Annotated in this window: 24 protein-coding genes; 6 read left to right on the top strand and 18 right to left on the bottom strand. The window is 64.3% G+C overall.

Translation table 11 applies throughout. The features are described 5' to 3' along the window. Positions 1-254 precede the first annotated feature (254 nt). Positions 255-488, top strand: a complete 234-nt coding sequence (locus NXY83_RS18830) for a DUF3073 domain-containing protein (RefSeq protein WP_050053419.1) — start codon at positions 255-257, stop codon at positions 486-488. Positions 489-953: 465 nt separating this feature from the next. Here NXY83_RS18830 and NXY83_RS21145 read toward each other — a convergent pair whose 3' ends face one another. From NXY83_RS21145 to NXY83_RS18800, 8 genes are all read right to left on the bottom strand, one after another. Beyond that, a complete protein-coding gene (locus NXY83_RS21145; protein WP_397427610.1) occupies positions 954-1,271 on the bottom strand; it encodes a helicase associated domain-containing protein in 318 nt (105 codons plus the stop codon). 156 nt (positions 1,272-1,427) lie between these two features. After that, the gene (locus NXY83_RS21140; RefSeq protein ID WP_397427528.1) at positions 1,428-1,805 is read right to left on the bottom strand and encodes a helicase associated domain-containing protein; all 378 of its coding nucleotides are present in this window, start codon (positions 1,803-1,805) and stop codon (positions 1,428-1,430) included. Between the two features lie 175 nt (positions 1,806-1,980). Further along, positions 1,981-2,262: a hypothetical protein gene (locus tag NXY83_RS18825; protein ID WP_258803725.1), complete on the bottom strand. Its 282-nt coding sequence runs from the start codon at positions 2,260-2,262 to the stop codon at positions 1,981-1,983. 691 nt (positions 2,263-2,953) lie between these two features. Continuing rightward, positions 2,954-3,484 (bottom strand): YsnF/AvaK domain-containing protein, encoded by a 531-nt coding sequence (locus NXY83_RS21135; protein WP_397427609.1) that lies wholly within the window; start codon positions 3,482-3,484, stop codon positions 2,954-2,956. A gap of 253 nt (positions 3,485-3,737) precedes the next feature. Continuing rightward, positions 3,738-4,988 (bottom strand): MFS transporter, encoded by a 1,251-nt coding sequence (locus NXY83_RS18815; protein WP_258803724.1) that lies wholly within the window; start codon positions 4,986-4,988, stop codon positions 3,738-3,740. 142 nt (positions 4,989-5,130) lie between these two features. Continuing rightward, positions 5,131-6,288, bottom strand: a complete 1,158-nt coding sequence (gene purM, locus NXY83_RS18810) for a phosphoribosylformylglycinamidine cyclo-ligase (protein WP_258803723.1) — start codon at positions 6,286-6,288, stop codon at positions 5,131-5,133. Further along, positions 6,285-7,955, bottom strand: coding sequence for an amidophosphoribosyltransferase (purF, locus tag NXY83_RS18805; protein ID WP_258803722.1), 1,671 nt, complete (start codon positions 7,953-7,955; stop codon positions 6,285-6,287). Before purF ends, purM begins: the two co-directional genes overlap by 4 nt. 58 nt (positions 7,956-8,013) lie before the next feature. Further along, the gene (locus NXY83_RS18800) at positions 8,014-8,328 is read right to left on the bottom strand and encodes a hypothetical protein (protein WP_258803721.1); all 315 of its coding nucleotides are present in this window, start codon (positions 8,326-8,328) and stop codon (positions 8,014-8,016) included. Between the two features lie 312 nt (positions 8,329-8,640). Here NXY83_RS18800 and NXY83_RS18795 point away from each other — a divergent pair, with 312 nt between their 5' ends. The 3 genes from NXY83_RS18795 (at position 8,641) to NXY83_RS18785 (ending at position 12,873) form a co-directional block, all read left to right on the top strand. Then, positions 8,641-9,747 carry an S-(hydroxymethyl)mycothiol dehydrogenase gene (locus NXY83_RS18795; protein WP_258803720.1) on the top strand — a complete coding sequence of 369 codons (1,107 nt, stop codon included), beginning with the start codon at positions 8,641-8,643 and terminating at the stop codon, positions 9,745-9,747. Then, entirely contained in the window at positions 9,744-10,364 is a 621-nt protein-coding gene (locus NXY83_RS18790) for an MBL fold metallo-hydrolase (RefSeq protein WP_258803719.1), read from the top strand. The genes NXY83_RS18795 and NXY83_RS18790 overlap by 4 nt, the downstream gene beginning before the upstream one ends. Before the next feature lie 154 nt (positions 10,365-10,518). After that, positions 10,519-12,873 carry an FdhF/YdeP family oxidoreductase gene (locus NXY83_RS18785; RefSeq protein WP_258803718.1) on the top strand — a complete coding sequence of 785 codons (2,355 nt, stop codon included), beginning with the start codon at positions 10,519-10,521 and terminating at the stop codon, positions 12,871-12,873. Here NXY83_RS18785 and NXY83_RS21130 read toward each other — a convergent pair. The 3 genes from NXY83_RS21130 to NXY83_RS18770 all read right to left on the bottom strand — a co-directional run bounded on the left by NXY83_RS21130 (position 12,782) and on the right by NXY83_RS18770 (position 16,164). Then, positions 12,782-13,126: an IS3 family transposase gene (locus NXY83_RS21130; protein ID WP_397427527.1), complete on the bottom strand. Its 345-nt coding sequence runs from the start codon at positions 13,124-13,126 to the stop codon at positions 12,782-12,784. The genes NXY83_RS18785 and NXY83_RS21130 overlap by 92 nt on opposite strands. 116 nt (positions 13,127-13,242) lie before the next feature. Next, positions 13,243-15,750: a GcvT family protein gene (locus NXY83_RS18775; RefSeq protein ID WP_258803717.1), complete on the bottom strand. Its 2,508-nt coding sequence runs from the start codon at positions 15,748-15,750 to the stop codon at positions 13,243-13,245. 57 nt (positions 15,751-15,807) lie between these two features. Next, positions 15,808-16,164, bottom strand: a complete 357-nt coding sequence (locus NXY83_RS18770) for a bifunctional 3-phenylpropionate/cinnamic acid dioxygenase ferredoxin subunit (protein WP_258803716.1) — start codon at positions 16,162-16,164, stop codon at positions 15,808-15,810. A gap of 283 nt (positions 16,165-16,447) precedes the next feature. On the opposite strand from NXY83_RS18770, the gene NXY83_RS18765 reads away from it, so the two are divergent. After that, positions 16,448-17,677, top strand: coding sequence for an aromatic ring-hydroxylating oxygenase subunit alpha (locus tag NXY83_RS18765; protein ID WP_258803715.1), 1,230 nt, complete (start codon positions 16,448-16,450; stop codon positions 17,675-17,677). Between the two features lie 125 nt (positions 17,678-17,802). Here the strand turns inward: NXY83_RS18765 and NXY83_RS18760 are convergent, their stop codons facing one another. The 7 genes from NXY83_RS18760 to NXY83_RS18730 form a co-directional block, all read right to left on the bottom strand. Further along, positions 17,803-18,612, bottom strand: coding sequence for an IclR family transcriptional regulator (locus tag NXY83_RS18760; RefSeq protein WP_258803714.1), 810 nt, complete (start codon positions 18,610-18,612; stop codon positions 17,803-17,805). Between the two features lie 141 nt (positions 18,613-18,753). After that, complete coding sequence (gene uraH / locus NXY83_RS18755; RefSeq protein ID WP_258803713.1) at positions 18,754-19,092, bottom strand: hydroxyisourate hydrolase; 339 nt, start codon at positions 19,090-19,092, stop codon at positions 18,754-18,756. Then, positions 19,089-19,586, bottom strand: coding sequence for a 2-oxo-4-hydroxy-4-carboxy-5-ureidoimidazoline decarboxylase (uraD, locus tag NXY83_RS18750; protein WP_258803712.1), 498 nt, complete (start codon positions 19,584-19,586; stop codon positions 19,089-19,091). Before uraD ends, uraH begins: the two co-directional genes overlap by 4 nt. A gap of 367 nt (positions 19,587-19,953) precedes the next feature. After that, the gene (locus tag NXY83_RS18745; protein WP_258803711.1) at positions 19,954-20,379 is read right to left on the bottom strand and encodes an ATP-binding protein; all 426 of its coding nucleotides are present in this window, start codon (positions 20,377-20,379) and stop codon (positions 19,954-19,956) included. Continuing rightward, entirely contained in the window at positions 20,372-20,704 is a 333-nt protein-coding gene (locus NXY83_RS18740) for an STAS domain-containing protein (protein ID WP_258803710.1), read from the bottom strand. Before NXY83_RS18740 ends, NXY83_RS18745 begins: the two co-directional genes overlap by 8 nt. Then, positions 20,694-22,661, bottom strand: coding sequence for a glycosyltransferase family 2 protein (locus NXY83_RS18735; RefSeq protein WP_258803709.1), 1,968 nt, complete (start codon positions 22,659-22,661; stop codon positions 20,694-20,696). The genes NXY83_RS18740 and NXY83_RS18735 overlap by 11 nt, the downstream gene beginning before the upstream one ends. Next, positions 22,658-23,767: a PP2C family protein-serine/threonine phosphatase gene (locus NXY83_RS18730; protein ID WP_258803708.1), complete on the bottom strand. Its 1,110-nt coding sequence runs from the start codon at positions 23,765-23,767 to the stop codon at positions 22,658-22,660. The genes NXY83_RS18735 and NXY83_RS18730 overlap by 4 nt, the downstream gene beginning before the upstream one ends. A gap of 298 nt (positions 23,768-24,065) precedes the next feature. Between NXY83_RS18730 and NXY83_RS18725 the strand changes: the two genes are divergently transcribed. After that, positions 24,066-24,494 carry a hypothetical protein gene (locus tag NXY83_RS18725; RefSeq protein WP_258803707.1) on the top strand — a complete coding sequence of 143 codons (429 nt, stop codon included), beginning with the start codon at positions 24,066-24,068 and terminating at the stop codon, positions 24,492-24,494. The last annotated feature ends 278 nt before the right edge of the window (positions 24,495-24,772 follow it).

Below are 24,772 nucleotides of genomic sequence, written 5' to 3'. Positions count from 1 at the left end.
CTATCCGCGGTGGGCAGCAGTTCAGCCGTCCAGTTTTGGGCAGTTGTTTTAAGCGACTCTACCGAAGAAAAAAGCTGGAAACTCGCGGGTGACGCCGGGGATGGTAGCGCAAAGCACCCCCCGGCGCCGCGTCTGGCAAGCAGGGGGCGCCGAAAGCATGTAATCTAGGTGTACGACAAATTGACCAAACATTCCGGGGCCTCACCTACGCCAAGGTGACCACCTCCGGTCCAAGTACAAAAGGGGGTCACGCCATGGGGCGCGGCCGTCAAAAGGCAAAAGCTACCAAGCAGGCTCGGGATATCAAGTACTACTCCCCGAACACTGACTACTCGGCACTTCAGCGTGAGCTGACGGGTCCAGGCAGTCGTGCCACGAGCCATTATGCGAATGAGCCAGTCGAACCTGACTATTCGGCTTATGTGGATAAGTACGCGGATGATTTGGAAGAAGACGACGACGAGGTAGACACCCGTCGGATCGGCTAGTTGTCGCAAGCTGCCAAAGTCTCAATAAGGCAGCCCTGTGACGCCGCAGCACGAACGGATGCAGCAGGTGAATTCTGCGGCTCCAGCTAATTGTGCAGCGCTTCTTTTTTGGTACCCGGATCGGCAAATCAAGGGACCTACTTCAGTTACTAAGCCCGTCGTCTGTACCGGAACTCCGGCGCAGGCAACGGGCTTTCTGCGGTGCCCCTGCGATGAAACGTCAGAGAGGTTCAGCAATTAGTACGAGGATTTGATCGCTCTTTGGAGGTCTTCTGGAGCGGTAGATGGCGCCCGATGCCCGGCAGACGATCCTTCAGAGGACGCACACTCGGGAGGGAACCCTTACATCGATGTGGAACCCAACAAATTTCAAGTCGCCCGCGTTGAGCGCCACATCCCCCTCACGCCCTGAGCCTTTGCACCTGTAAGCCGGTCCTCGGAATGACCCGGGGGCTCGGACGTTCGCTAGGCCGATGTTTCTTCGCACCTACAAATTCGTAAGACCCTCAGTGATCTGTCAGGTGGAGGAAGGATACCTCTGGTTGGGCCGTCCACTCCTCTGGGGTGTTGGTTTCCGTTCGGGCCCGAGGCGGAACCACTCTTCATAGCTGGTTTCTTAACCACCCCCCAGTCAGGAAGGAGTTCGCCAAGTTTCGCCAAGCGTTCTGGATACAACTGGCCTTTCTTATGGGCGAGCCGTTGAACTGAGATCCATTTGCCCAGCGAGTACTCTTCCGGGGAGCTGGGTGGCCCCATAGTAGATATCCGGTCGTGCGCCCGCACATGCTCCAAGAGTTGATCAAGGCGGCTGGTCCAACATTCATCATCGCCAGGGGAACGATGGCTGGGCCAGCCGGGCAAAGCCTCTTTCAGCTTCACTATTCGTTCTGCATGTTTGCGGTCTCGGTGCGCCGTGCGGGTTGCAGCTTGGCGGTATAACTAGTTGGCGAGACTCCGCTCGTCATCGTCGGGCGACACGGCTGATGGCCATCTGCCGCGGTCGCTTTTGAATTGAACTGCGCGGGCCAGCATTTGATCCCAGCTGGGACGTACCCGGTGGGGGGAACTCCAGCCGGGCATCAGCTTTTCCAACTTTTCAACCCTCTCCGGCAGGAGCAGCCCGTTCCGGAGGCTGGCCTTCTGATGCCGTAGCCAGAAAGTGAGCATTCGCTCCTCCGAGTCTTCGGGATACTGGGAAGGAACCCTGTTGTGCTTCTCGATAAAGCGAACATAGTCTTGCAGCTGCTCGTCCCAATCACGCCGAGGAAGCTCCGAAAAAGTTTGACCGGAACGCCGTACTGCCCGCGATGTCTCCACTCCCTTAGCTCCTGTCTTTCGACGACCCTTCCGATCGGTAATCCAAGGAGGTTCAGCGCGCCAAGCCGAGTCCTCCGATACCTCACAGGTTAGTCCTGAAAACAAAAGAAAGTCCTGGCCGGTCGTAGTGACAAGCCAGGACTTCGGTTCAGCAGATGGATACGGTTACGTACCCCTAGTTATTGGTGACGGTGGCAATCGTCCTACCGCCCCTGTTAACGCATTCCTGGGCACTTGCTCCGGCGTCAATCGCAAGAACATTCACATCGTTGACGCAGACATTGGCGAGGATGTTAGCAGCGACAGCGACGCGAACGTTTTCCAGGACCGTCACGTCCCCAATGTTGATGTTCACCAAACCGTCCTGCGTCACGGCGCTGGCCGGGGCGACTCCGCCTGCGAACATCAATGCCCCTGCGAGAACGGCTCCAGCCGCGGACTTCTTAATACCATTCATGGCTCTGCTCCCTAGTTTAGAACTGTGTGTTGCAGGTCATGTAAGCGTAACAATAAGCATACTTAGCAGTAAAGAGCAGCCAGCCTCTGCATGCCTGCACTCGGTTGGCTCCAGATCCAGCACATCAGCTACCGCACGGGCAGGCTGAACCCGGCGATGGAAGCCGAACTGAATGCTGTTATTCCATGTTAGGCAGGGCCCTTCCTCGGCGTCTCGTAAATCAATCCATCGATAGACACAAGGGCCCTCCCAAACGAATCAATGAACACGACGGCGTATCCTCGCCGCGCTCCAGTCGGGCGGGGCCACGTAAGGGCCGACGGCGAAAGGGGACGAACCCTGTTCGCGGAGGGCTCCATTTTCGTCGCCGGCCCGGCTACTACCGCTCCTGTTCTGGATGGAATTACTAGCTTCCTGCTAAACGAAATTAAAGCGGACCTCGTTTCCGCTGTCATCGGGAGGGACTACCTAACCCCTTACTGTGACTCCGTGATAGGCCAGGCCTTGGCCAAACTCATGGGTCGTCTGGTCTGTTGATCGACCGTGCTAAGGCCTGAACGGGGTATATCGTCAGCCAGATAATTCCGGCACAAACCAGGAGGATGCCGGCCGCGGCCGGCTGCCCGAGAAACATCAGCAGCGCCACGATCAACGTTCCGCCACAGATCAACGTGAACGCGGTGAGGCCGGGTCATCTCATTGAGAACAGTTCTTTGTCTGCCATCTCGGGCACCAGATCGTGCTGTCGATTGAAGTGATCCCTGCTTGTGAATGGTTTGGGTATGCCTATTCCTTTGGTGCTAACTGGCATGCCAAGGGCCCGGGGTTGGTGCCCGGGCCCTTGTGCAGAGCTTGGTTTAGCGTCGGGTGTCGTCGATTCCGTCGGTGTCGATGTTTCCTTGCGGACTTCCTCGTTGGCGGTGACGTTTTCGGTCACGGTGTCCTTGTCCACGCGGACTCGTTCGACAAGGACGGTTTTCTTTTCCACCACGGGGCGTTCTTCGTGGAGGGTGACTTCGTGTTCTTCTTCGCTGATCGCCGATCCGTCCATCAGGGCGCCGCGGTTCGCGTCGGTGATGGGTTTGCGTTCAATGCGGACTTCTTCACTCTGCACCGGGACGGCCTTGATGACGTTCTCGGTGGTGACGTACTTGCGAAGCCAGGCCCGGCCGGAGCGTCGCCGAGTGCGTCCAGCACCACTAGCGTCTCGGCCGTCTTCCAGCGCGCATGTTTGAACACGTCGTCGCTCAATGGCGTGAGGCCGGACCGGGTAGCTGCATCATGACCAGCTGGATGCCAGCCATCATCGCCACTTCCTGCGGCCAGCTCGGCGCCGGCCGGGAAGCACCCGGTCCTGCTTGCTGCCAGCTCCGCTGAGAGCGTGATGACCCCTGTTTTTGGTCGCAGCCTAGCCACGGAATTAACCTGTCCCTTCTGTTGGAGGTGAAGTTAGGGGTGGGGAGCCAGCCCGCGGCTTAGGACTTCCGGGGCAGGAACCTGGAAAGTCCGACGGCGGGTGCGGCCGCGAGCACGGCCATCACCGCCCAGGGCCAGGCGGCATCCGGACCCGGTTGGCCGGCTTCCGAGTAGAGGGGGCCCAGCAGGGTGTTGCCCAGCAGGACGGCGCAGCCACCTATGCTGGCCAGCAGGCCGTAATAGATTCCGGATGGCCGCCCACGGGCAAAATCCAGGACCAGTGACATGGCCATCGGGACGATGCACATGTGGCCAAGGCAGAGCCCCACGACGAGCAGCAGGGACGGCAGCAGTTGCAGGGCACCGGAGGCCGGGTACTGGGCCAGGATGGCCATAGTGGCAAATGCCAGGCCTTTCATGGTGAAGCCCACGGTCAGTGCGCGGCCGGCGCCGATCCGGTGCATCAGCCGGGAAATGGGCCATTGCAGTGCCACAGTCAGGACGGAGGCGACGGCGAACAGGCCCGCCAGTGCTTCCGGGCCGGCGCCGCTCCGGGACAGTTCTATCGGCAGGCCAAAGTACAGCTGGTTGTAGGCCAGCAGATTCACGCTGTAGAGGGCAGTAAATCCGACAAACCGTTTGTTCCGGAGCATGGCCGGAATGCCCTGCCGGTTGGCCGGCGAAGGTTGAGTCGAGGACGACGCCTTATGGCCTGCTTCGGCAGGCAGGAAGGTCCACAGGACTCCAGTCATGATGGCGAACACTGCTGCCCCGGCCAATGCCGCTGTACTGAAGGATGTCCCCAGCAGCAGGGCGCCCACCAGCGGACCTGCAACTGCACCCATTTCACCGCAGATGGTGAGCAGTGCGAAAAGCGTCGGTGCCTTCCCGCCGGTGCCTCGCCGTCGTTCTTCCGCCCGCCCCACCATTGACTCCAGGGCGGGGGAGAAGAGGGCACCGCCCATCCCGGTGAGGACGGCGCCGAGCAGGAACAGCTGGAAATTACTGGCAAGCGCCAGGGTGATGTAGCCCGATACCCGGACAAGGCAGCCCGCCAGCATGGCCCTGCGCGGGCCCCAGCGGTCCGTGATCATCCCGCCCACCAGGAACAACCCCTGCTGGCTGAAGACCCGGGCACCGAGGACCACGCCCACCGCCGTGGCCGTCATTCCAAAGTCCCGCGTCATGACCAGGGCCAGGAACGGTACCACGGCATAGAAGCCCACATTGAAGATGAGCTGGCTGGTGAGGAGCAGCCCGGGGGCCGGCCGGCGGGCGGTTGCCGGAGACGCCGTTGTCAGGGTAGTCACGTGGCGGCCACCGGGTGAATCACTGCTGGCCCCCAACGGAGAGTGACAGGTTCCCGACCGTCAGGGCAGGAGCAGGCAAGGGACATCATTTTCGCAGGCGTGACTTTTCAGGTTCCCCTGCTGCTGAGCCTCGGTTGGAATGCTAGGCGTAGGCGTTGACCAGGCGGACTGCGCCGCCGTCCACGCCCTTGGCGCCCTGGACGTAGTCCGGGCCGGACTTCAGGATCGAGTCCGAATCCTTGGTGACGGTACCCATGACCCAGGACGGCAGGCCGCGGTCGTTCAGGCGGGCGACGGCGGCGTCCGCAGCTTCCGGCGAAACGATGGCGACCATCCCCACGCCAAGGTTCAGCGTCCGCTCCAGGTCTGCCAGCGGGACGTTGCCCAGCTCGGACACCAGTTTGAAGATGGCCGGCAGTTCCCAGGTGGCGCGGTCCACCGTGGCGACGAGGCCCTGCGGGAGGACACGCGCCAGGTTGGCGGCCAGGCCGCCGCCGGTGACGTGGCTGAAACCGTGCACGGCTGCGCCGCCGCCGGCAGATGCGCTGACGGGGAAGGTGCGCGCCAGGTCCAGGCAGTCGGCAGCGTAAACACGGGTGGGCTCCAGGAGTTCCTCGCCGAGGGTGCGGCCGAGTTCGGAGACCTGGCGGTCCAGGGCCCAGCCGGCGTGGTTGATGACGCGGCGCACCAGGGAGTAGCCATTGGAGTGCAGGCCGGAGGAGGCCATGCCGATCACCACGTCGCCTGCACGGACGCGCTCCGGGCCCAGCAGGTGGTCGGCTTCGATGACACCGGTGGCGGCACCGGCGACGTCGTACTCGTGCTCGCCCAGCAGGCCCGGGTGCTCGGCGGTCTCGCCGCCTACCAGTGCGGTGCCGGCCACGGAGCAGGCCGCTGCGATGCCGCGCACGATGTCAGCGATGCGCTCGGGCACCACCTTGCCGCAGGCGATGTAGTCGGTCATGTACAGAGGCTCGGCGCCCACCACTACGATGTCGTCCACCACCATGCCCACCAGGTCGAAGCCGATGGTGTCGTGGATGTCCATGGCTTGCGCGATGGCAACCTTTGTGCCCACGCCGTCGGTGGAGGTGGCCAGCAGAGGCCTCTTGTACGTCAGCAGTTTCGAGACGTCGTAGAGGCCGGCAAAGCCGCCCACCCCGCCGATCACCGAGGAGTTGTGGGTTGCCTTGATGGCACCCTTCATGAGCTCGACGGCACGGTCGCCGGCTTCAACATCGACGCCTGCGGAGGCGTAGGTGATGCCGGCGTTGTCTGCGGCGGGGCTAGCGGAAGTCATACGGACTCTTTCTTGTCAGCGCCGGCGGCGGCATGTACGTCTGGCACGAGGTCGGCGTCAGTCAGCAGGTTTTCAAACTCGGAGTCAGGTCCCGGGTCGCATCCGGTGGCGCCGGACTTCTCTGCCGGATCCGCCTCGGGGTCCACGGCAAGGGCGGCGGTCTGGCCTGGCAGCGCGGAGGGGGAAGGCTGCAGGCCACCGAGGTCCGTCCGCTCCAGGAGGTTCTTGCCCAGCTTGTCCGAACCCGGAAGCTCGATGGGGTACTTCCCGGTGAAGCAGGCGGTGCAGAGGCGTTCCCGCGGCTGCATGGTGGCGCCGATCATGCCGTCCTCGGAGATGTAGGCCAGCGAGTCCGCACCGATGGCCTGTGAAATCTCCTCGATGGTGGCGCCGTTGGCGATGAGTTCCGCCCGGGAGGCGAAGTCGATGCCGTAGAAGCAGGGCCACTGCACGGGCGGGGAGGAGATCTTGACGTGGACGGCGGCAGCGCCGGCTTCGCGGAGCATCCGGACAATGGCGCGCTGGGTGTTGCCGCGGACGATCGAATCATCCACCACCACCACGCGCTTGCCGCGGATCACCGACTCGAGGGCGTTGAGCTTGAGCCGGATACCCAGTTGGCGCAGGGTCTGCGAGGGCTGGATGAAGGTACGGCCCACATAGGAGTTCTTGACGAATCCGTGGGCGAACGGGATGCCTGATTCCTCGGCGTAACCCACCGCGGCAGGGGTGCCGGATTCCGGGACGGGGATGACAATGTCTGCCGCCTGCGTGTTTTCGCGCGCCAGCTGGCGGCCCATCTCCACCCGGGATTCATACACTGAGCGGCCGGCGATGGCGGCGTCCGGGCGGGCAAGGTAGACGTACTCGAAAACGCAGCCGGCCGGCGTCGGCTCGGCGAAGCGCTTGGACCGGACGCCCTCTTCGTCGATGGCGATGAACTCGCCCGGCTCGATCTCGCGGATGAAGCTGGCGCCCACGGTGGCAAGGGCGGACTGCTCGGAGGCCACCACCCAGCCGCGCTCAAGGCGGCCGAGGACCAGCGGGCGGATTCCGAAAGTGTCCCGGGCTGCGTAAAGGGTGCCTTCATCCATGAAAACGAAGCAGAAGCCGCCCTTGATCTTGGGCAGCAGTTCGGTGGCGGTCTGTTCAAGGGTCTTGCCCTCTTCGCCCTCCAGCAGGGCGGTGACCAGGGCGGTGTCCGAAGTGTTGCCCTGCTTCATCTCGCCGGTGAGCTGGCCGCCGTTGCGTTCCTGGATCATGGCGTTCAGCTCAGCCGTGTTGGTCAGGTTGCCGTTGTGCGCCAGGGCAACGGTGCCGGTGCTGGTGGCGCCGAGGGTGGGCTGGGCGTTGGCCCAATGGCTTGCACCGGTGGTGGAATAACGGCAGTGGCCGACGGCCAGGTGCCCGGTCAGGGTGTTCAGCGTGGTCTCGTCGAAGACCTGGGAGACAAGTCCCATGTCCTTGTAAACGTTGATCCGCTTGCCGTCGCTGGTGGCTATACCAGCCGACTCCTGACCGCGGTGCTGCAGTGCATACAGCCCGTAATAGGTAAGTTTTGCTACTTCCTCACCTGGTGCCCAGACGCCGAAGACGCCACAAGCGTCCTGAGGGCCTTTTTCGCCAGGGAGAAGATCATGGGAAAGTTTTCCATCGCCGCGTGCCACTGGTCGATTATCTCACGACATGGGGTATGACTTTTCCGTCCCCCTGTTTATGACCGGACTAGGTCTGGGGATCCGTGTCCGGCTCCGAATCAGGCACGGACTCCACCACTGCCCGCTGCTGCCGCTTAATGCTCCGGCGGTCCAGGACCAGGGCCAGCACAGCTCCCAGGACGGCGCCGCCGCCGGCGAACATCACCATGAAGAACCCGAAAACGGCGCCGTCGTCGAAAGTGGCGCTTCCGGGAAGTCCGTATGCCACCACAGCCGCGGCCACAATGCCCACCAGCGCGCCCAGGATCAGGAAGGGCACGTACTTGGGGGCCCGGCGGACAGTAACTTCACGCCGCTCGGCAGGGGGTTCTTCAAAAGCCATGCCATCCAGCCTACTGCCGGTTTTTGCCAAGGACGCCCGGCGGGCAGGCCGCCGTCATCAAGCCCGGCTCTATTGACATGGAGTGGGGCCACTGTCATATTTTCCAGTAGGCGCTATGTGCATCTTGTTGTGTATTACGCAATTGGCTGAGGCTCTGTGGCAAGCTCGCCGACGCTGGGCAGGGGTGCTGATCCATTGCCCGTGAGAGCGTTGCAGCATGGCGGGGGCGACTTCCAGCCCAAGTGCGTCAGCTAGATTGGCACCTGGTGCCGACTCACGGATCCGGCCGGATCCAGGAAAGGAACACAAGAAATGGTCCATAAAGTTCAAGCAGTCGTTGCCAGGGAGAAGAATGCCCCGGTGTCGCTGGAGACCATCCTGGTGCCGGATCCGGGTCCCGGGGAGGCGCTGGTGGATATCCTTACCTGCGGTGTCTGCCACACGGACCTGCACTATAAGCTGGGCGGTATTGGTGATGAGTTTCCGTACCTGCTGGGCCATGAGGCTACCGGCGTGGTCAGCGCGGTGGGCCCGGACGTCACTTCTGTAGCTCCGGGTGACCGGGTGATCCTGAACTGGCGTGCGGTGTGCGGCCAGTGCCGTGCGTGCGCCAAGGGCCAGTCGCAGTACTGCTTCAACACTGCCAACGCCACCCAGAAGATGACCCTTGAAGATGGCACGGAGCTCTCGCCCGCGCTGGGTATCGGCGCGTTCGCCGAGAAGACGCTGGTAGCGGCCGGACAGTGCACCAAGGTTGATCCCGAGGCTGATGCTGCCGCCGTGGGCCTGCTGGGCTGTGGTGTGATGGCCGGCATTGGTGCCGCGATCAACACCGGTGAAGTCAAGCGTGGCGAGTCCGTGGCCGTGATCGGTTGCGGCGGCGTTGGCATCGCCGCGATTGCCGGCGCGAAGCTGGCCGGTGCCACCACGATCATCGCCGTTGACATCGACGAGAACAAGATTGAGATGGCCAAGTCCCTGGGCGCCACCCACGGGGTGAACTCCCGGCAGGAAGACGCCGTGGAAGCCATCCGTGCCCTCACTGGCGGCAACGGGGCGGACGTGGTGATTGACGCCGTCGGCCGTCCCGAAACATACAAGCAGGCGTTCTACGCCCGCGACCTCGCCGGCCGTGTGGTGCTGGTGGGCGTACCGACCCCGGAGATGAAGCTGGAACTGCCGCTGCTGGACGTCTTCGGCCGCGGCGGGTCCCTGAAGTCCTCCTGGTACGGCGACTGCCTGCCCTCCCGCGACTTCCCCATGCTGGTGGAGCACTACAAGCAAGGCAACCTGGACCTGGACGCCTTCGTCTCTGAACGGATCACCATCGACCAGGTGGAGGAGGCCTTCGACAAGATGCACGAAGGCAAGGTCCTCCGCTCCGTCGTCGAAATTGAGCAGACGGGAGCTTCGGCATGAGCGTCAAGATTGAAAACCTGGTCACCTCGGGCACGTTCTCGCTCGATGGCGGCACCTGGGATGTGGACAACAACGTCTGGATCGTGGGCAACGACGAGGAATGCGTCATCATTGACTCGCCGCACGACGCCGCGGCGATCATCAACCAGGTGCGCGGCCGGAAGGTCAAAGCCATCCTCCTCACCCACGCGCACAACGACCATATCGATGCGGCACGTGAGCTCGCGGACGCCGTGGGCGCCCCGATCTGGCTGAACCCCGAGGATTTGGTCCTGTGGGAGCAGGTCTACCCGGACACGAAGCCGGACCGGGAGCACGGCGACGGTGATGTGTTCGAGGTGGGAGGGGCTGTCCTGCGGGCCATCCACACGCCCGGTCACTCCCCGGGGTCCACCTGCTTCTACCTCGAAAGCGAAGGAACGGTCTTCACCGGTGACACGCTGTTCAACGGCGGCCCCGGCGCAACGGGCCGCTCCTACAGTGACTACCCGACCATCCTGGCCTCGATCCGGGAACGGCTCCTGACGCTGCCGGCGGAGACTGTGGTCCGCACCGGGCACGGTGACAGCACCACCATCGGGGCCGAGCGGGAAACACTGGCGAAGGTTTCGGAGTAGCCAGCAAATTCAACAGGAGTGTGCCAGTGAGGCGCGCCGGGAATGCCCGGCGCGCCTTAGTGGCGCTCAAACCAGCAAGTAACAGCGCCAGCAGGCAACAGCACAAGCAGGCAACAGCACACGCAGGACGTATGCCGGTAAGAAAGTTGGAACAATGAAGTTCGGTAAGCAGCCCGCACCCGTCGCGGACATCAACGAGGACGATCTCTCCGTCCATAAGCCCAAGACCGAGGCGGCCGGGGTCAAGGCCGTCATGGTTGCCCTGGAACGCGCGGTGGCCCAGGCCGGTGTGACCCGCACGGCCCAGTCGCTGCTGCGGTTGAACCAGCGCGGCGGGTTCGACTGCCCGGGCTGCGCCTGGCCGGAAACAGACAAGAAACGCAAGGCCGCCGAGTTCTGCGAGAACGGTGCCAAAGCGGTGGCCGAGGAAAACACCCTCCGCACCGTCGGGGCAGAGTTCTGGGCCAAGCACTCCATCGCGGAGCTTTCGACGAAGACGGAGTACTGGCTGGGGAACCAGGGCCGGCTCAGTGAACCTGTGGTGATCCGGGAGGGGGAGACGCACTATTCGCCGATTTCCTGGGCTGACGCGTTCGAGCTGATCGGTGAGCATGTGCGTGCTTCCACGCCGGACCGGTGCGTGTTCTACACCTCCGGGCGCACCGCGAACGAGACGGCGTTTATGTACCAGCTGTTCGCCCGGGCCCTGGGCACGAACAACCTGCCGGACTGTTCCAACATGTGCCACGAGTCCTCGGGCTCGGCCCTGAACCCGACGATCGGGATCGGCAAGGGCACGGTGTCCCTGGATGACATCCACGATTCCGAGCTGATCTTCGTGGTGGGACAGAACCCCGGCACGAACCATCCCCGCATGCTCTCCGCGCTGAAGGAATGCAAGGACAAGGGCGGCAAGGTGGTGGCGGTCAACCCGTTGCCCGAGGCCGGCCTGTTCAACTTCAAGGACCCGCAGACGGTCTCCGGTGTGGTGGGCGGCGGCACGCCGCTGGCCGATGAATACCTGCAGATCAAGGTCGGCGGGGACCTGGCCCTGTTCCAGGCGCTGGGCCACCTGCTGCTGGCAGAGGAGGAGCGGAACCCGGGGACCGTCGTCGACCATTCCTTCATCAACGCCCAGACCGATGGGTTCGAGGCCTACCGGCAGGCCCGCAAGGACCTGGACTGGGACGAGACCGAGAAAGCCACCGGGCTGTCCCGGGAACAGATCGAGACCGTGGCCGGGATGCTGATCCGGTCCAAGGCCACGATCTTCTGCTGGGCCCTGGGCGTGACCCAGCAGCCGCACTCGGTGGACACCATCAAGGAAATGGTCAACGTCCTGCTGCTGCAGGGCAACTTCGGCAAGACCGGCGCCGGGGCCTGCCCGGTGCGCGGGCACTCCAACGTCCAGGGCGACCGGACCATGGGTATCTGGGAAAAGCCGAAGGAATGGCTCCTTGAGTCCCTCGACAAGGAGTTCGGCATCGCCTCCCCGCGGCACCACGGCTACGACGCGGTGGAGTCGATGGAGGCGTTCGAACGCAACGAGGTGGACGTCTTCGTCTCGATGGGCGGCAACTTCTCGCTGGCCTGCTCCGACACGGAGATGCTGGAGGCAGGGATGCAGCGGATCGGCCTGACCGTGCACATCTCCACCAAGCCCAACCGCTCCCACATTGTGCACGGCCGCACCTCGTTGATCCTGCCCACCCTGGGCCGGACGGACAAGGACGACAAGCACCCCAAGGGAGCCCAGTTCCTGTCCGTGGAAGACTCCATGTCCGTGGTCCACTCCACCCAGGGCCGGCTGACCCCGGTCTCCGAGCACCTGCTCGCCGAGCCCGTCATCGTGGCCCGGATGGCCGAGGCGACCTTCGGCCCGGACCACTCCGTGGACTGGAAGGCCATGGCCGAGGACTACGACGTGATCCGCGACCACATCGAACGCGTCCTGCCCGGGTTTGAGGACTTCAACGCCCGCGTCCGGACCAAGAACGGGTTCGTGCTGCCCAACCCGCCCCGCGATACCCGCTCGTTCGCCACGGACATCGGCCGCGGCCGCTTCACCGTCAGCCCGCTCGAATACCTCACCCCGCCGGACGGGCACCTGGTGCTGCAGACCATCCGCAGCCACGACCAGTACAACACCACGTACTACGGCCTGGACGACCGCTACCGGGGCATCTCCGGCGGCCGCAGGGTCATCCTGATCCACCCCGAAGACCTCGCCGAGCTGGGGTACAACGACCGTGACCTCGTGGACGTGGTGAGCACCTTCCAGGGCATTGACCGCCACGCCGAAAAGTTCCGCCTGGTGGCCTACCCCACCGCAAAGGGCTGCGCCGCGGCGTACTTCCCCGAAGCGAACGCCCTGGTCCACAAGGAAAACGTCGCCCGCGAATCCAACACCCCAGGCTTCAAAGCCATGTTCGTCCGCTTCGAGCCGCACAAGGGCGAATCAGCAGAGGCCACCGCATCGGCCTCGCTCGAGGCCGCCACAGTGGTCTAGGACGCGAAAGGGACCCGCCTCCGAAGTGAAGCGGGCCCCAAGTTTGACTGGCTGAACAGGCCGGGGCTGCGAGGGCCTGAGCACGGTATTGCACCGGGCTCAGGCCCTCTTGCTTTGCTGGGATTCTTTCGGTGGTGTACCCGTGAATGTATCCGGTCAGCTGCGCCGGCAGTGCGGCGGCACTGATGAATCGGACGTGGTGGAATAAGTCCTTCCTGGGGGTGGCTGAAGAATTGCTTGTAGCGTCGCCCACAGCGCGGCCCCGCTTTGATCCTCGGATAACGAACTGCGCGCACGCAAAAAAACTGCTCCCCGGGAGTCGGAACTGAATCTCTCAGTCCAACTTCCGGGGAGCAGCTCAGAAAGGAGTCAGCCGCGCAGGCGTTCCATTCCGGGGTCAAACAGCGGGTCGGCGGTGACGGTGGCGGCCACCCGCCTGCCGAAGTATTCGATCTCCACGGCATCCCCCACGTCCACTGCAGACGGCAGCCAGGCGTAGGCGATCGGCTTGCGGATGGAGAAGCCGTAAGCGGCGCTGGTGACGTAACCCGAAGCCACGCCGTTGACGTAGACGGGTTCCTTGCCCAGCACCACTGACGTGCCGTCGTCGACAGTCAGGCAGCGCAGGGTCTGGGCAGCCTGCTGCTCCTTGCGGGCAGCCAGCGCCTCCCAGCCCACGTAGCCTTCCTTGTCCTTGGCCACGGAGAAGCCCAGGCCGGACTGGTAGGGGTGGTGCTCCGTGGTCATGTCCGTGCCCCACAGCCGGTAGCCCTTCTCCAGCCGCATGCTGTTGAAGGCGCCGCGGCCGGCGGCGATGATACCGTGCTCCTGGCCTGCTTCGAAGAGCAGGTCCCACAGCTTCAGGCCATATTCGGCGGTGGTGTACAGCTCCCAGCCGAGCTCGCCCACGTAGGAGAGCCGCATGGCCGTGACGGGGATGCCGCCGATGCTGATTTCCTTGGTGCGGAAGTAGCGGAGGCCGTCGTTGCTAAGGTCGTCGGTGCTGACTTTGCTCATCACCTCGCGGGCCAGCGGTCCCCAGAGGCCGATGCAGCAGGTGCTGCCGGTGATGTCGGTGACGTGCGCCCACCGGGACGGATCCCCTGCGGACTGCTTCCGCGCCTCCACGCGCAGGTAGTCGAAGTCCACGTTGCTGTTCACGCCCAGCTGGAAGTCCTGCTCCCCAAGCCGTGCCACCGTGACGTCACTGCGGATGCCGCCGTCGTCCGCCAGCAGCAGGCAGTAGGTAACCGCTCCGGGCTTCTTGGCGATGTTGCCGGTGCTGAGGCGCTGGAGCAGGTCCAGCGCGCCGGGCCCGGTGACGGCGAGCCGCTTGAGCGGCGTCATGTCGAAAAGCGCGACGGCGGTACGCGTCTTCCACGCTTCGGCTGCGGAGATGGGGGAGTGGAACATGCCCGCCCACTCGTCACGCTCCGGTGCCTGCCACTCGGCGGGCAGCTCTTCCAGCAGGGCCCGGTTGGCTTCGAACCAGTGCGGACGTTCCCAGGCCGCAGACTCCAGGAAGAACGCCCCGAGTTCCTTCTGCCGCACATTGAAGGGGCTCACGCGAACGTCGCGCGGAGATTCCCTGGGCTGCAGCGGGTGCAGGATGTCGTAGATCTCCACGAAGTTCTGCTGGGACGTATCGCTGACGTACTCGTCGGAGGTCTGCACCTTCTCGAAGCGGGTGATTTCACAGCCGTGCAGGTCGGTGCGGGACTCGCCCTCCACGAGCATCTCGGCCATGGCCTTGGCCACGCCGGCGGAGTGGGTGACCCAGACGGCCTCCGCCACGAAGAAGCCTTCGACGTCGGGGGATTCGCCCATGAGCGGGCCGCCGTCCGGGGTGAAGGAGAAGATGCCGTTGAAGCCGTCGTCGATCTGTGTTGAGTGCAGGGCAGGCAGCAGGTCCTGGCAGTCTTCCCAGGCCGGGGCGAAGTCTTCGAGCGTGAAGTCCAGGCGGGAGGGCATGTTGTGGTCAGACATCTCTTCGGCGCCGACGCGCGGCAGCCGGTCCATGTCAACGGGCATCGGCCTGTGGGCATAGCTGCCGATGCCGATCCGGTTGCCGTGCTCGCGGAAGTACAGGTCGCGGTCCTGGTAGCGGAGGATGGGCTTGCTGGCACCGTTGGGAAGCTCGTTGACGCCGTGCAGCCCCTCCACCGGGGTGGTCTTGACGTACTGGTGCGCAAGCGGGAGCAACGGCACCTGCATGCCCACCATCTTGCCGAGCTCGCGCCCCCAGAATCCGGCGCAGGACACCACGATGTCAGCCGGGATCACGCCGTCGGGGGTTTGGACGCCGGTGACCTTCCCGCCCGCCTGCTCAATGCCCGTCACGGGTGTCGAGCCGAGGAACGTGACGCCTGCCGAGCGTGCCTTGGCGATCAGGAGCTGGACCGCGCGGGCCGCGGATGCCAGGCCGTCCGAGGGGACGTAGAGTCCGCCCAGGACGCGGCGTCCGTCCGCGAGGGCTCCGCCGTTCAACAGCGGCCAGTGCTTCTCGCACTCGTCGGCGTCGATCAGGCGGCCATCGACGCCCCAGGAGGTGGCATAGCCAACCTTGCGCTTCAGGTCCTCGAGCCGCGCCTCGGTGGTGGCCAGTTCAAGCCCGCCCAACTGGTTAAAGCAGGAGACCCCGTCCGCGCTGAGCGAGAGCAGTTTGTTCACCGTGTAGGTGGCGAACTCGGTCATGGTCTTGGACGGGTTGGTCTGGAACACCAGGCCCGGGGCGTGCGAAGTGGACCCGCCCGCAAGTTCAAGGGGGCCCTGTTCGACAACCGTGATGTTGGTCCAGCCGCGGCCGGTGAGTTCGTCGGCAAGGTTGGTGCCGACGATGCCGGCTCCGATGATGACGACGCGTGGTGATGCGCTCATAGTCTGTGGTTTCTCCTGGTTGGGCGTTGGCGTTGGCGGAATCCGGCGGACCGGCTGCTACTGGGAAATGTGTCCGTCCACCGTCAGGCCGGGCGGCAGGTTGGGGGCATCGGCGGACTCTTTGACCATGATGACGCCGTCGATGACGGACACTTCGTGGGAGCGGACCGGCAGCTTGGCCGGCGGGGCGTCCACGCTTCCGTCCTTCAGGTTGAACCTGGAGGCATGCAGGGGGCACTCCACCCAGCAGTCCTCCACCCAGCCGTCGGCAAGCGAAGCGTCCTGGTGGGTGCAGGTGTCATCGAGGGCGAAGAGCTCGCCCTCCTCCGTGTGGAACACGGCGATGGGCGGCGACGTGTTGAGCCGCAGTGCCTCACCGGGTGCAAGTTCGCTGAGCGGGCATGCCTTGTGCATGGGGGTACCTCTTTTTCCTTTGGCAGAGCGTGCATCTGTCGACGGCCCGTGAAACTCGCTATGAGCAACACTCGTCGCCATATGCAACACGGTGACCCAGCCCACACTGGATGTCAAGGGGTTTTTCGTATATTGCAGGCCCTTTGGCCTCTATTTCTGCCTCCTTGACAGGAGGGGTGCGCTCGACAACTCTGTTGCGTATAGCGATAGCCGTTGCTTAAAGAGCGAAGATGCTCGTGCAACCGTGGTCGCCCTGCCGTTGCCGTTGTAAGGAGGAACCCCCTTGTCTGTTGAAGTGACCACCCCGAGTTTGATTCCTACGTTGTCGGGTTTGACATATGTGGATGAGGCGGTGTTCCGTGCGGAGCAGGAGCGGATTTTTGAGCAGATGTGGTTCTGTGCCATCCGTTCTGCGGACCTGGACAAGGCCGGTGCGTGGAAAACGGTTCAGATCGGCCGGGAGTCGGTGTTGATCAGCCGTACCCGCAAGGGCGCTATCCGCGCTTTCTACAATGTCTGCCGGCACCGTGGTGTGAAGCTGTGCATGGAGGAGCAGGGCGAAGCTGCCCGTTCGTTCCAGTGCCCGTACCACGCCTGGACGTATGACTTTGAGGGCAAGCTCATCGCCGCGCCGAACCTGACCAAGATGCCGGACATCGACCGGGACGAGTACGGCCTGGTGAAGGTCCACATCCGCGAGTACCTGGGTTATGTGTGGGTGTGCCTGGCTGATGAGCCGCCGTCGTTCGAAGAGGACGTCATGGGCGCCATCGAGGAGCGCCTGGGTGACCTGAAGGCGATCGAGGGCTACGACGTGGCGAACCTGGCCCTGGGCCGGCGGATCAGGTACGACGTGAAGGCGAACTGGAAGCTCATCATTGAGAACTTCATGGAGTGTTACCACTGTGCCACCATCCACCCGGAACTGACCGAGGTGCTGCCGGAGTTCGCCGACGGGCTGGCCGCGCAGTACTTTGTGGGCCACGGTGCGGAGTTCGGTGAGGACGTCAAGGGCTTCACCGTGGACGGCTCCGAGGGCCTGGACGTGATTCCCGGGGTGGGCGAGGACCAGGACCGTCGCTACTACGCGATCACCATCAAGCCCACCGTGTTCGTGAACCTGGTCCCGGACCATGTGATCATCCACCGGATGTTCCCGCTGGCCGCTGACCACACCATCGTCGAATGCGACTGGCTCTACCTGCCCTCGGTGGTCGAGTCCGGCAAGGACGTCTCGGCGTCCGTGGAGCTGTTCCACCGGGTGAACATGCAGGACTTCGACGCGTGCGAGCGCTGCCAGCCCGGCATGGCCTCCAAGACCTACGCCAAGGGCGGCGTGCTGGTCCCCAGCGAGCACCACATCGGCGCGTTCCACGACTGGATCCAGGAAAAAGTCGGCGACGTGCAGCACTCAGGGGACGTCCGCATGGGCATCACCGCGGACACCCCGCCGCTGATCGAACGGGCCCAAACCCTCGAACGCAACGAAGCCCACACAGCCCCGGCCTCCTAAAACCCCGCAACAAAACAAGCACAACCAAACATAGTGATGGCCCCGGACCAAGGTCCGGGGCCATCACTGTGTTGCAGCCGGGTGGACCAGCCCGCAGGGCCGCGTCCAACCGCTGCCCATGTGCTCTATTGCCCGGTGTACCCCATGTTGGCGCTGACCTTCAGGCCGGCCTCCTTCAAGGTCTCCAGCAGCCCCGGCGCCTTCTCGGGGTCAAAGCGGAAGGCAGGGCCGGAGATGCTGAGTGCACCGGCAACCACCCCTTGATGATTGAACACAGGCACGGCCACCGCGTTCAGGCCGATTTCGAACTCCTCGCGCACCACCGCGTACCCCTTGCGGGATGCCTCCAGGAGTTGCCTGTCCAGCTCCTTGCGGGTGGTGACGGTGCGGGACGTCCGGGCGGGAAGTCCGGTCTCCTTCAGGATGCGGTCGCGTTCATCGGCGCTCAGGGCGGCCAGCAGGACCTTCCCGCTGGACGTCGCGTGCAGGGGCGTCAGGCTGCCCACCCAGTCGTAGGTGGCGAGCGTGGAGGGCCCCATGGCTTGGTCCACGTTGACGGCGTAGTTGGAGCGCAGGACAGCCAGGTTGACGGTTTCCTTGAATTCCAGGGCCAGGCTCTCCAGGACGGGACGGGCCTCGTGGACCAGGCTCAGCCGGCCCGGAATGGTGCTGGCCAGCCGCAGGATGCCGAACCCCAGCTGGTACTTTCCGCGTTCGCTGTTCTGGTGGACTATGTCCCGGCTCACCAGGGAGCCCATCAGTCGGGAAACCGTGGATTTGTGGATCCCCATCTCCTCGGCGATTTCGCTCACGCCGGCGTTGCCCTCCCGGGCCAGGATTTCCAGGACTGTCAGGGCCCGTTCCACGGACTGGACCCCGCCATGCTGGGCGCCCTCGGTGTCGGCATCGGATTCAAGGTCATTGTTCAAAGCCATGATCCACTCTCAAGTTGTTTCTGCGCTTATGGTCCGCCACAAGGCCGCGAAGCGGCCTCTCGGTTAGTCTCCTTTCTGATCCTATGCCGGGAATGGCGCGGGGCGGACATTGCGGTAACGCCCTTGACGCCCGCGCTGCCGCTAGCTGCCGCGGTAGGTGGAGTATGCAAACGGGCTCAGGAGCAGCGGAACGTGGTAGTGCTCCGGTCCCGTCACTTCAAAGACCAGGTCCACCTCCGGGAAGAACGTGGCCGTCTGCAGTCCGGCGTAGTAATCACCGGTGGCGAAGTTGAGCTTGTAGTTACCGGGTTCGAGCTGCTCCGGGCCCAAGTCCTTCGCCCGGCCGTCCGCATCGGTGCTGGACGCTGCCAGCTTCTGCCAGGTGCCGCCGTCATTCCTGGAAAGGACGACGGCGACCCCCACCGCCGGGCGTCCGGCGCCGGTGTCCAGGATGTGGGTGGTGACGTGGGAGACGGTCATTCGGAGATCAGTCCTTCCAGCCGCAGTACGGCGATTTCGCGCAGTTGCTGCGCCACGATGGTGTCTTCCTGGGCGGGGGTGTTGGTGAGGCGTTCATTGAGGGACTGCAGGATCTCCGGGGCGGTCCGTCCGGCGGCGCGGATCAGGAAGACCCGGCCAAATTTTTCCTCGTAGTCACGGTTGCCCCTGGCCAGGGCTTCCGCGACGGCGGCGTCAGCAGGGTCGACGCCGGCCTGCTCCGAACGTGACATGGACGCCTCGGTGGTGCCCGCCGTCGGGCGCTCCCCGATCCGGGGATGGTGTGCCATCGCTGCCTCCACCTCCGCGGGGGTGAAAGGATTGGCGGCTTCGGCCGCGAAGGCCAGCAGGGCCTCCTTGGTCGCGAAAGGGCGCGCGGCGGTGACTGTGTCCACCCACCGGGTGACGTCGATGCAGGGCCTGAGGGTGTCCGCGGCCCTGGCGGGATCCGCGGTGTTGAATTCGGCAAGCTTCATGCTGGCTGGTTCCTCGGTACGAATTGCTGGCATCCATGGTGACGGCTATGCGGACGCCGGACTTCCCGGCACCTGGTGCGTACGGTCCTACCACACTGGGCTTCCGCATCATGGAACTGTTATTTCAGCATACGTAATATTCAAGAGTAGCGGTCCCTTAGTGTCAAGAGACTACAACACATCCTGAGACCCCGTCCTGGAGCTCGAGGTGACCATTACGGCCCAGCAGCTGCCCGCGTGGGTCACCGTGCACGTCTCCGTCAACGGCAAGGGCATCCTGCCTGCCGACCGGGAGCGGGCAATGCGGCGCGGCAGGAAGACGCCGGTCCGGGCTGTGAACCCGCACTGCCCGGACCGGCATCCCGTCCTAGCCCTGCGACGACGTGCGGGACAACACCCAGGTATTGGTTCCGTCCTGGCGTTCGAAGGTGACGGTGGTGACCAGGGCCTGGATCAGCGCCAGGCCGCGGCCGGACTCGGCATCTTCACCCGGCGTTGCCGGTTCCATCGCACCGAACGGCGGCTTGGCGTGGTAGGCGCTGACACGAGCCTGCAGCAGGGTGTGCCGGACTTCGATTTCCACGCCCAGCTCCACCGGTTCCTGCCCGGCCGGCTCCGCGTGCTGGACGATGTTGGACGCGGACTCAATCACCGCCGTCGTAAAGGTCATCTGGTCCATGTCCTGCACGAACGGGACGTCCAGCCAGAGGCTGTCCAGGTCATTGTGGACGGATTCGATCGCTTCCCCGGCAGCCAGTCCCCGGTAGCTGCGCGAGGCGAGCACTTCAGTCATTGCTGAACGCATCTTCGGGGGAAGCGTAGGACGTGAGGACCTTGTCCATGCTGGTCAGCTCGAGGACCATCTTCACCTGCTGCTGGACCGCCGCGATCCGAAGGTCGCCGCCCGCCTGCCGGGCGGCCTTGAGGCAGCCGATGAGGGCGCCAAGGCCCGAGGAGTCCATAAATGCCGTCTTTTCCAGGTTCACCACAATCCGGCTGGATCCACCGGCGATCACATCAGTGACAAACTCGCGAAGCTTGGGCGCGGACACCATATTGAGCCGCCCGTCCGCCTTGACCTCCGCGTATGAGTCCTTGACCTCATAGCTAAACTCCATCGGGATTCCTTTCATTTGCGGGTTCTGCGGCCGGTTCGTAGCCCTTGTAGAGCACGGCCCGGACCAGGATGCTCATGACCACCAGGTCAAAAATGACCCAGGCGACGTTGACCAGGGTGCCGAGCGGTTCGGCCAGCCCGGCGGCCAGGCGGAAAATTCCGACGACGGCGGCCACCGCCAGCAGGGCGGACACCACAATCTGCGGCCGGATCAGGCTCCAGCTGGGTCCCCCGCTCTGGCGGGCCTTGGGGGTGACGGCGAACCCGAGGGGACGGCCGAACCAAACGTTCCGTGCCGCCGTCGAGCACGCCTTGATCCAGGTGGGGAACAGCGCCAGGCTGTACTGCTGGCCGCGCCAGGTGGGGATGCCCCGGCCGGCAACGGCAAACAGCACCTGGTTGACCACCATGAAGGGAATGAACCGGACAAAGAAGTCCCAGCTCAAACTGGTGACCGGCAGGATCCCCAGCAGCAGGTAGATGATGGGGGCGGCGAAGTAGATGACCGCCGCATAGCCGCTCAAGTAGGTCCACATGGTGGCGAAGTACATGAGCCGCTGGCCGGGCTTGAGGCCCTTCTGCACCAGCGGATTCTCGCGCAGCAGCACCTGGATCGTGCCCTGCGCCCAGCGGAGGCGCTGGGTAAGCATGGTCTTCAGGTCCTCCGGAGCCAGCCCGTAGGCCAGGACCTCGTGGTGGTAAACGCTCTGCCAGCCCATGGCGTGCATGCGCATGGCGGTGGCCATGTCCTCGGTGACGGAGATGGTGGCCAGCGGCATAACCGGCTGGGCTTCGTCGTTGCGTTCCACGGACAGTGCGTCCAGGACCGCCTGGACGGACTCCAGGGCGCCCAGCGGGGACCAGTCGCGGGCGGACATGCGCTGCACGGCGTCGTCCGCAACCACCGGAACTCCGGACTCGCCCACATGGGCCAGTTCCATCGCGGCGATTTCTTCGAGATCGGCCTGCAGGGCTTCGACGTCGGCCATCACCAGGGTCTGCACGGCGGCGTCGACGCGGCGGCGGACCCGGTAGGTGATCTCGCTGAGCGGCTGGCCGGCGCCGAGCTCCTGCTGGGCCTCGCGGGTGGCGGCCTCCACTTGGTCCAGCACCTCAGCCACCAGGGGTGTCTCAATGTCGGCCGATTTTCGGGCCTTTTTGATGGCGGACTGGGAGGCCGCCAGTGCCCGGCGGATGCTCTTTTCGGTTTCCTTGACGTAGCCCACCAGTCCCAGCTGCATCAGGGCTTCGCGGCGTAGGATGGCGTTGGAGCCACAGAAGAAGGCGGCGTTCCAGCCGTCCTTACCCTGTTGGATGGGGCCGTAGAAGAGGGGTGCCTGGCTGCCCAGGGGATCGTCGGCGGGGACGTTGCTGAAGTACTGCGGGGTCTGGACCAGGGCCACCCGACGGTTGTTGAAGTAGCCGAGAGTCTTTTCCAGGATGTCCGGCTCGGGGATCTGGTCCGCGTCCAGGATCAGGAGGAACTCGCCGTGCGTCTGCATCAGCGCGTTGTTCAGGTTGCCGGCCTTTGCGTGCCGGGGAAGGTCCGGGGCCCAGTCATCACTGCGGGTGACGTAGCCCAGCCCGTGCTGTTCGGCGAGGGCCTGAAGCTCAGGGCGGGCGCCGTCGTCCAGGATCCAGGTGCTGTGCGGGTGCCGGATCTTCTGCGCTGCCAGCGCGGTGGTCATCACCATGTCCAGGTCTTCGTTGTAGGTGGTGATGAAGACGTCCACGGTAGCGTCCGCGGGAGGCGGCGGGGCGCCCTTGCGGATTTTCAGTTTCCAGACGGTCAGGCCGAAGAGCATCACGTCGATCAGGCTGTAGGTTTCCGCGATCACCAGGGGCAGGGCAATCCACCACGCCTCCCAGTTGAGGGAGGCGGCCCAGCGCCAGGCAATGTAGTTGAGGCCGGTGAGGACAGTCAGTACCACCACCAGCCGGGTCCAGAAACGGGTCACGCCGCCATCTCCTCCGGGAGGCGCCGGACGACGACGACCGTGACGTCGTCCTCGGCGGTCCCGGCCGGGGCAAGAGCGAGGATTGCGCTGCTGGCCTGGGCGGATTCCAGATTTTGTGTTACCTGCTGTACTGCCGCGGTGAATGCTTCCACGGAGTCGAACACGTCCAGCACGCCGTCGCTGACCACCACCAGGGAGTCTCCGGGGGAAAGCTCCAAGCTGGACTGCGGCCACTGCGTTCCCGGCCAGGCACCGACGGGCGGGCCGCCGGAGGGGAGCCGCTCAACAGCCCCGCCCGCCTGGACATGCAGCGCAAGCCCGTGCCCGGCGTCGACGTAGCTGACTTTCCCCGAGGCGGCGTCCAGGCGGGCGTGGAAGAGGGTGACGAAGGAGTTGGATAAATCGAGGTCGGCGGCGATGGCTTTGCTGGCGGATGCGAAGGCGGCATCAAGGTCCTGCCGGTGCCCGGTGGACCGCATGACGGCCCGGACTGTCGCTGCGATCAGCGCTGCACCCATGCCCTTGCCCATGGCATCGGCGAAGGTCAGGTGCAGCCCCTCCGGAGTCTGGTACCAGTCGTAAAAGTCGCCGCCGACACTCCTGGAGGGACGGAACATGCCGGCCACATCGTAGCCTTCCACCCGGACGCCTTCCTTGGGGAGCAGGCTCTGCTGCACCTCAGTGGCGCGCTTCAGTTCGCTGCGGGCGGCCGAATCAGCGGCAGCGGATGGCCGGCGGCGGAACAGGGCATTGATCCGTGACTGGAGTTCGCGCGGGCTGAACGGCTTGCTGATGTACTCGTCCGCACCGTTGTCCAAGCCGGTGAGCTTGTCCAGCTCGTCGGCGCGGGCAGTCAGCATGATGATGAAGGCGTCCGAAAATTCGCGGAGCAGCTTGCACACTTCCAGGCCGTCCAGGTCCGGCAGGTTCAGGTCCAGCGTCACCAGGTCCGGCTGGCGTCGGCGCACTTCCTCCACTCCCGGCAGGCCCGCACCCGCGTGGGTAACCTCGAAACCCTGCTTGGTCAGGACGCGGACCAGCAGGCCGCGGATGTCCGGGTCATCCTCGATGACGACGGCACGGCGGAGTTCGGGGGGAGAGACCATTCCTACTTTCTACAGTATTTACCCCCATGGGGCATGTCGCGGTACAAAGCAGGCTTCCTTTTGCCTTCAGGGCGCTTTGGCCTGCCCCGGGAGGATCTTGTGGAAATCTTGGGACCTGCTTGCCCGGACCTTGAGGATGTGCCGGGACACTCGAAGGAAACAGCTTTCTTGGCACCGGGTTCAACGACGAACCGGGCGGAAGCTGGACGGCTTGCGAGAGGCGGGGCAGCCCATGGGACACATCAGGTTCAAGAACCACAAGACGGCCCGCGGGGCTGCTTGTTCGAAGCCTGCCGCTGTGAAGGCGATGGTTGCCGCGCTGGCCATTGATATATCGGCCTTTGCTGGACCAGTCGTTGCTGGAGTGGCCGGGGCCGCACCGGCCGTTGCTGGAGCCGCCGTGGTTGTACCGGCCGCCCGGCAGGGTGCCGGATTGGATGCCACCATTCGCAAACTGGCCACCACGGGCGCGGGCAAAGCCCGGGGGCTGCTTCGTCTTTACGTCCATTCACGGGAGGTGCGTGCTGCGGCCCAGGCTTTGGCGCAGGCTTTGGCCGAATCGAGGGAGGTATGGAGCTGGCCTGGGGACCGGCTTCCAGTGGGCGCCGAAATGTCCCAGCAGGTGGAGAGGCTGACCCGCCGCCTGAAGCTCGAGACCGAGGCGCACAACAGGCTCGAGGCACTTTTCAGGACTTCTGACGGAGGGCGTTCCGTAGTGACGGTTTAGGTGTCACACTTATGAGCAATCGAGTGGCTGGGGGTTACCGGGTCAGGAGATTGCTATGGGTTGGTGGACAGGTTGGGCGTACCTCATCGCTGGACTCATGACGGTGGACGCCCTGCTATTGGCGTTATGGGCCATCGACGAAGACTGGCCCCGCAAATGGTGGAAGAAGCCATAGCCCGTTTCCTGCGGCCATAGGGCCTCAGCCAATCCGCCGGCCCACAATGATTCCTTCCGGGCCCGCGGACAACGTCCAAGCACCGCGCCCAGGTGTTTCCCGT

The organism is Pseudarthrobacter sp. NS4 (assembly GCF_024758005.1).
GTDB lineage: Bacteria > Actinomycetota > Actinomycetes > Actinomycetales > Micrococcaceae > Arthrobacter.
Note: the sequence above shows the minus strand (reverse complement) of the source record. Positions and strands in the feature narration are given on the sequence as shown.

Coding starts and splice junctions, on each gene's coding strand:
- NXY83_RS18830 (WP_050053419.1), top strand. CDS start 255: ATGGGGCGCGGCCGTCAAAAGGCAAAAGCTACCAAGCAGGCTCGGGAT.
- NXY83_RS18825 (WP_258803725.1), bottom strand. CDS start 2,262: ATGAATGGTATTAAGAAGTCCGCGGCTGGAGCCGTTCTCGCAGGGGCA.
- purM (WP_258803723.1), bottom strand. CDS start 6,288: ATGACTTCCGCTAGCCCCGCCGCAGACAACGCCGGCATCACCTACGCC.
- NXY83_RS18800 (WP_258803721.1), bottom strand. CDS start 8,328: ATGGCTTTTGAAGAACCCCCTGCCGAGCGGCGTGAAGTTACTGTCCGC.
- NXY83_RS18795 (WP_258803720.1), top strand. CDS start 8,641: ATGGTCCATAAAGTTCAAGCAGTCGTTGCCAGGGAGAAGAATGCCCCG.
- NXY83_RS18790 (WP_258803719.1), top strand. CDS start 9,744: ATGAGCGTCAAGATTGAAAACCTGGTCACCTCGGGCACGTTCTCGCTC.
- NXY83_RS18785 (WP_258803718.1), top strand. CDS start 10,519: ATGAAGTTCGGTAAGCAGCCCGCACCCGTCGCGGACATCAACGAGGAC.
- NXY83_RS18775 (WP_258803717.1), bottom strand. CDS start 15,750: ATGAGCGCATCACCACGCGTCGTCATCATCGGAGCCGGCATCGTCGGC.
- NXY83_RS18770 (WP_258803716.1), bottom strand. CDS start 16,164: ATGCACAAGGCATGCCCGCTCAGCGAACTTGCACCCGGTGAGGCACTG.
- NXY83_RS18760 (WP_258803714.1), bottom strand. CDS start 18,612: ATGGCTTTGAACAATGACCTTGAATCCGATGCCGACACCGAGGGCGCC.
- uraH (WP_258803713.1), bottom strand. CDS start 19,092: ATGACCGTCTCCCACGTCACCACCCACATCCTGGACACCGGCGCCGGA.
- uraD (WP_258803712.1), bottom strand. CDS start 19,586: ATGAAGCTTGCCGAATTCAACACCGCGGATCCCGCCAGGGCCGCGGAC.
- NXY83_RS18745 (WP_258803711.1), bottom strand. CDS start 20,379: ATGACTGAAGTGCTCGCCTCGCGCAGCTACCGGGGACTGGCTGCCGGG.
- NXY83_RS18740 (WP_258803710.1), bottom strand. CDS start 20,704: ATGGAGTTTAGCTATGAGGTCAAGGACTCATACGCGGAGGTCAAGGCG.
- NXY83_RS18730 (WP_258803708.1), bottom strand. CDS start 23,767: ATGGTCTCTCCCCCCGAACTCCGCCGTGCCGTCGTCATCGAGGATGAC.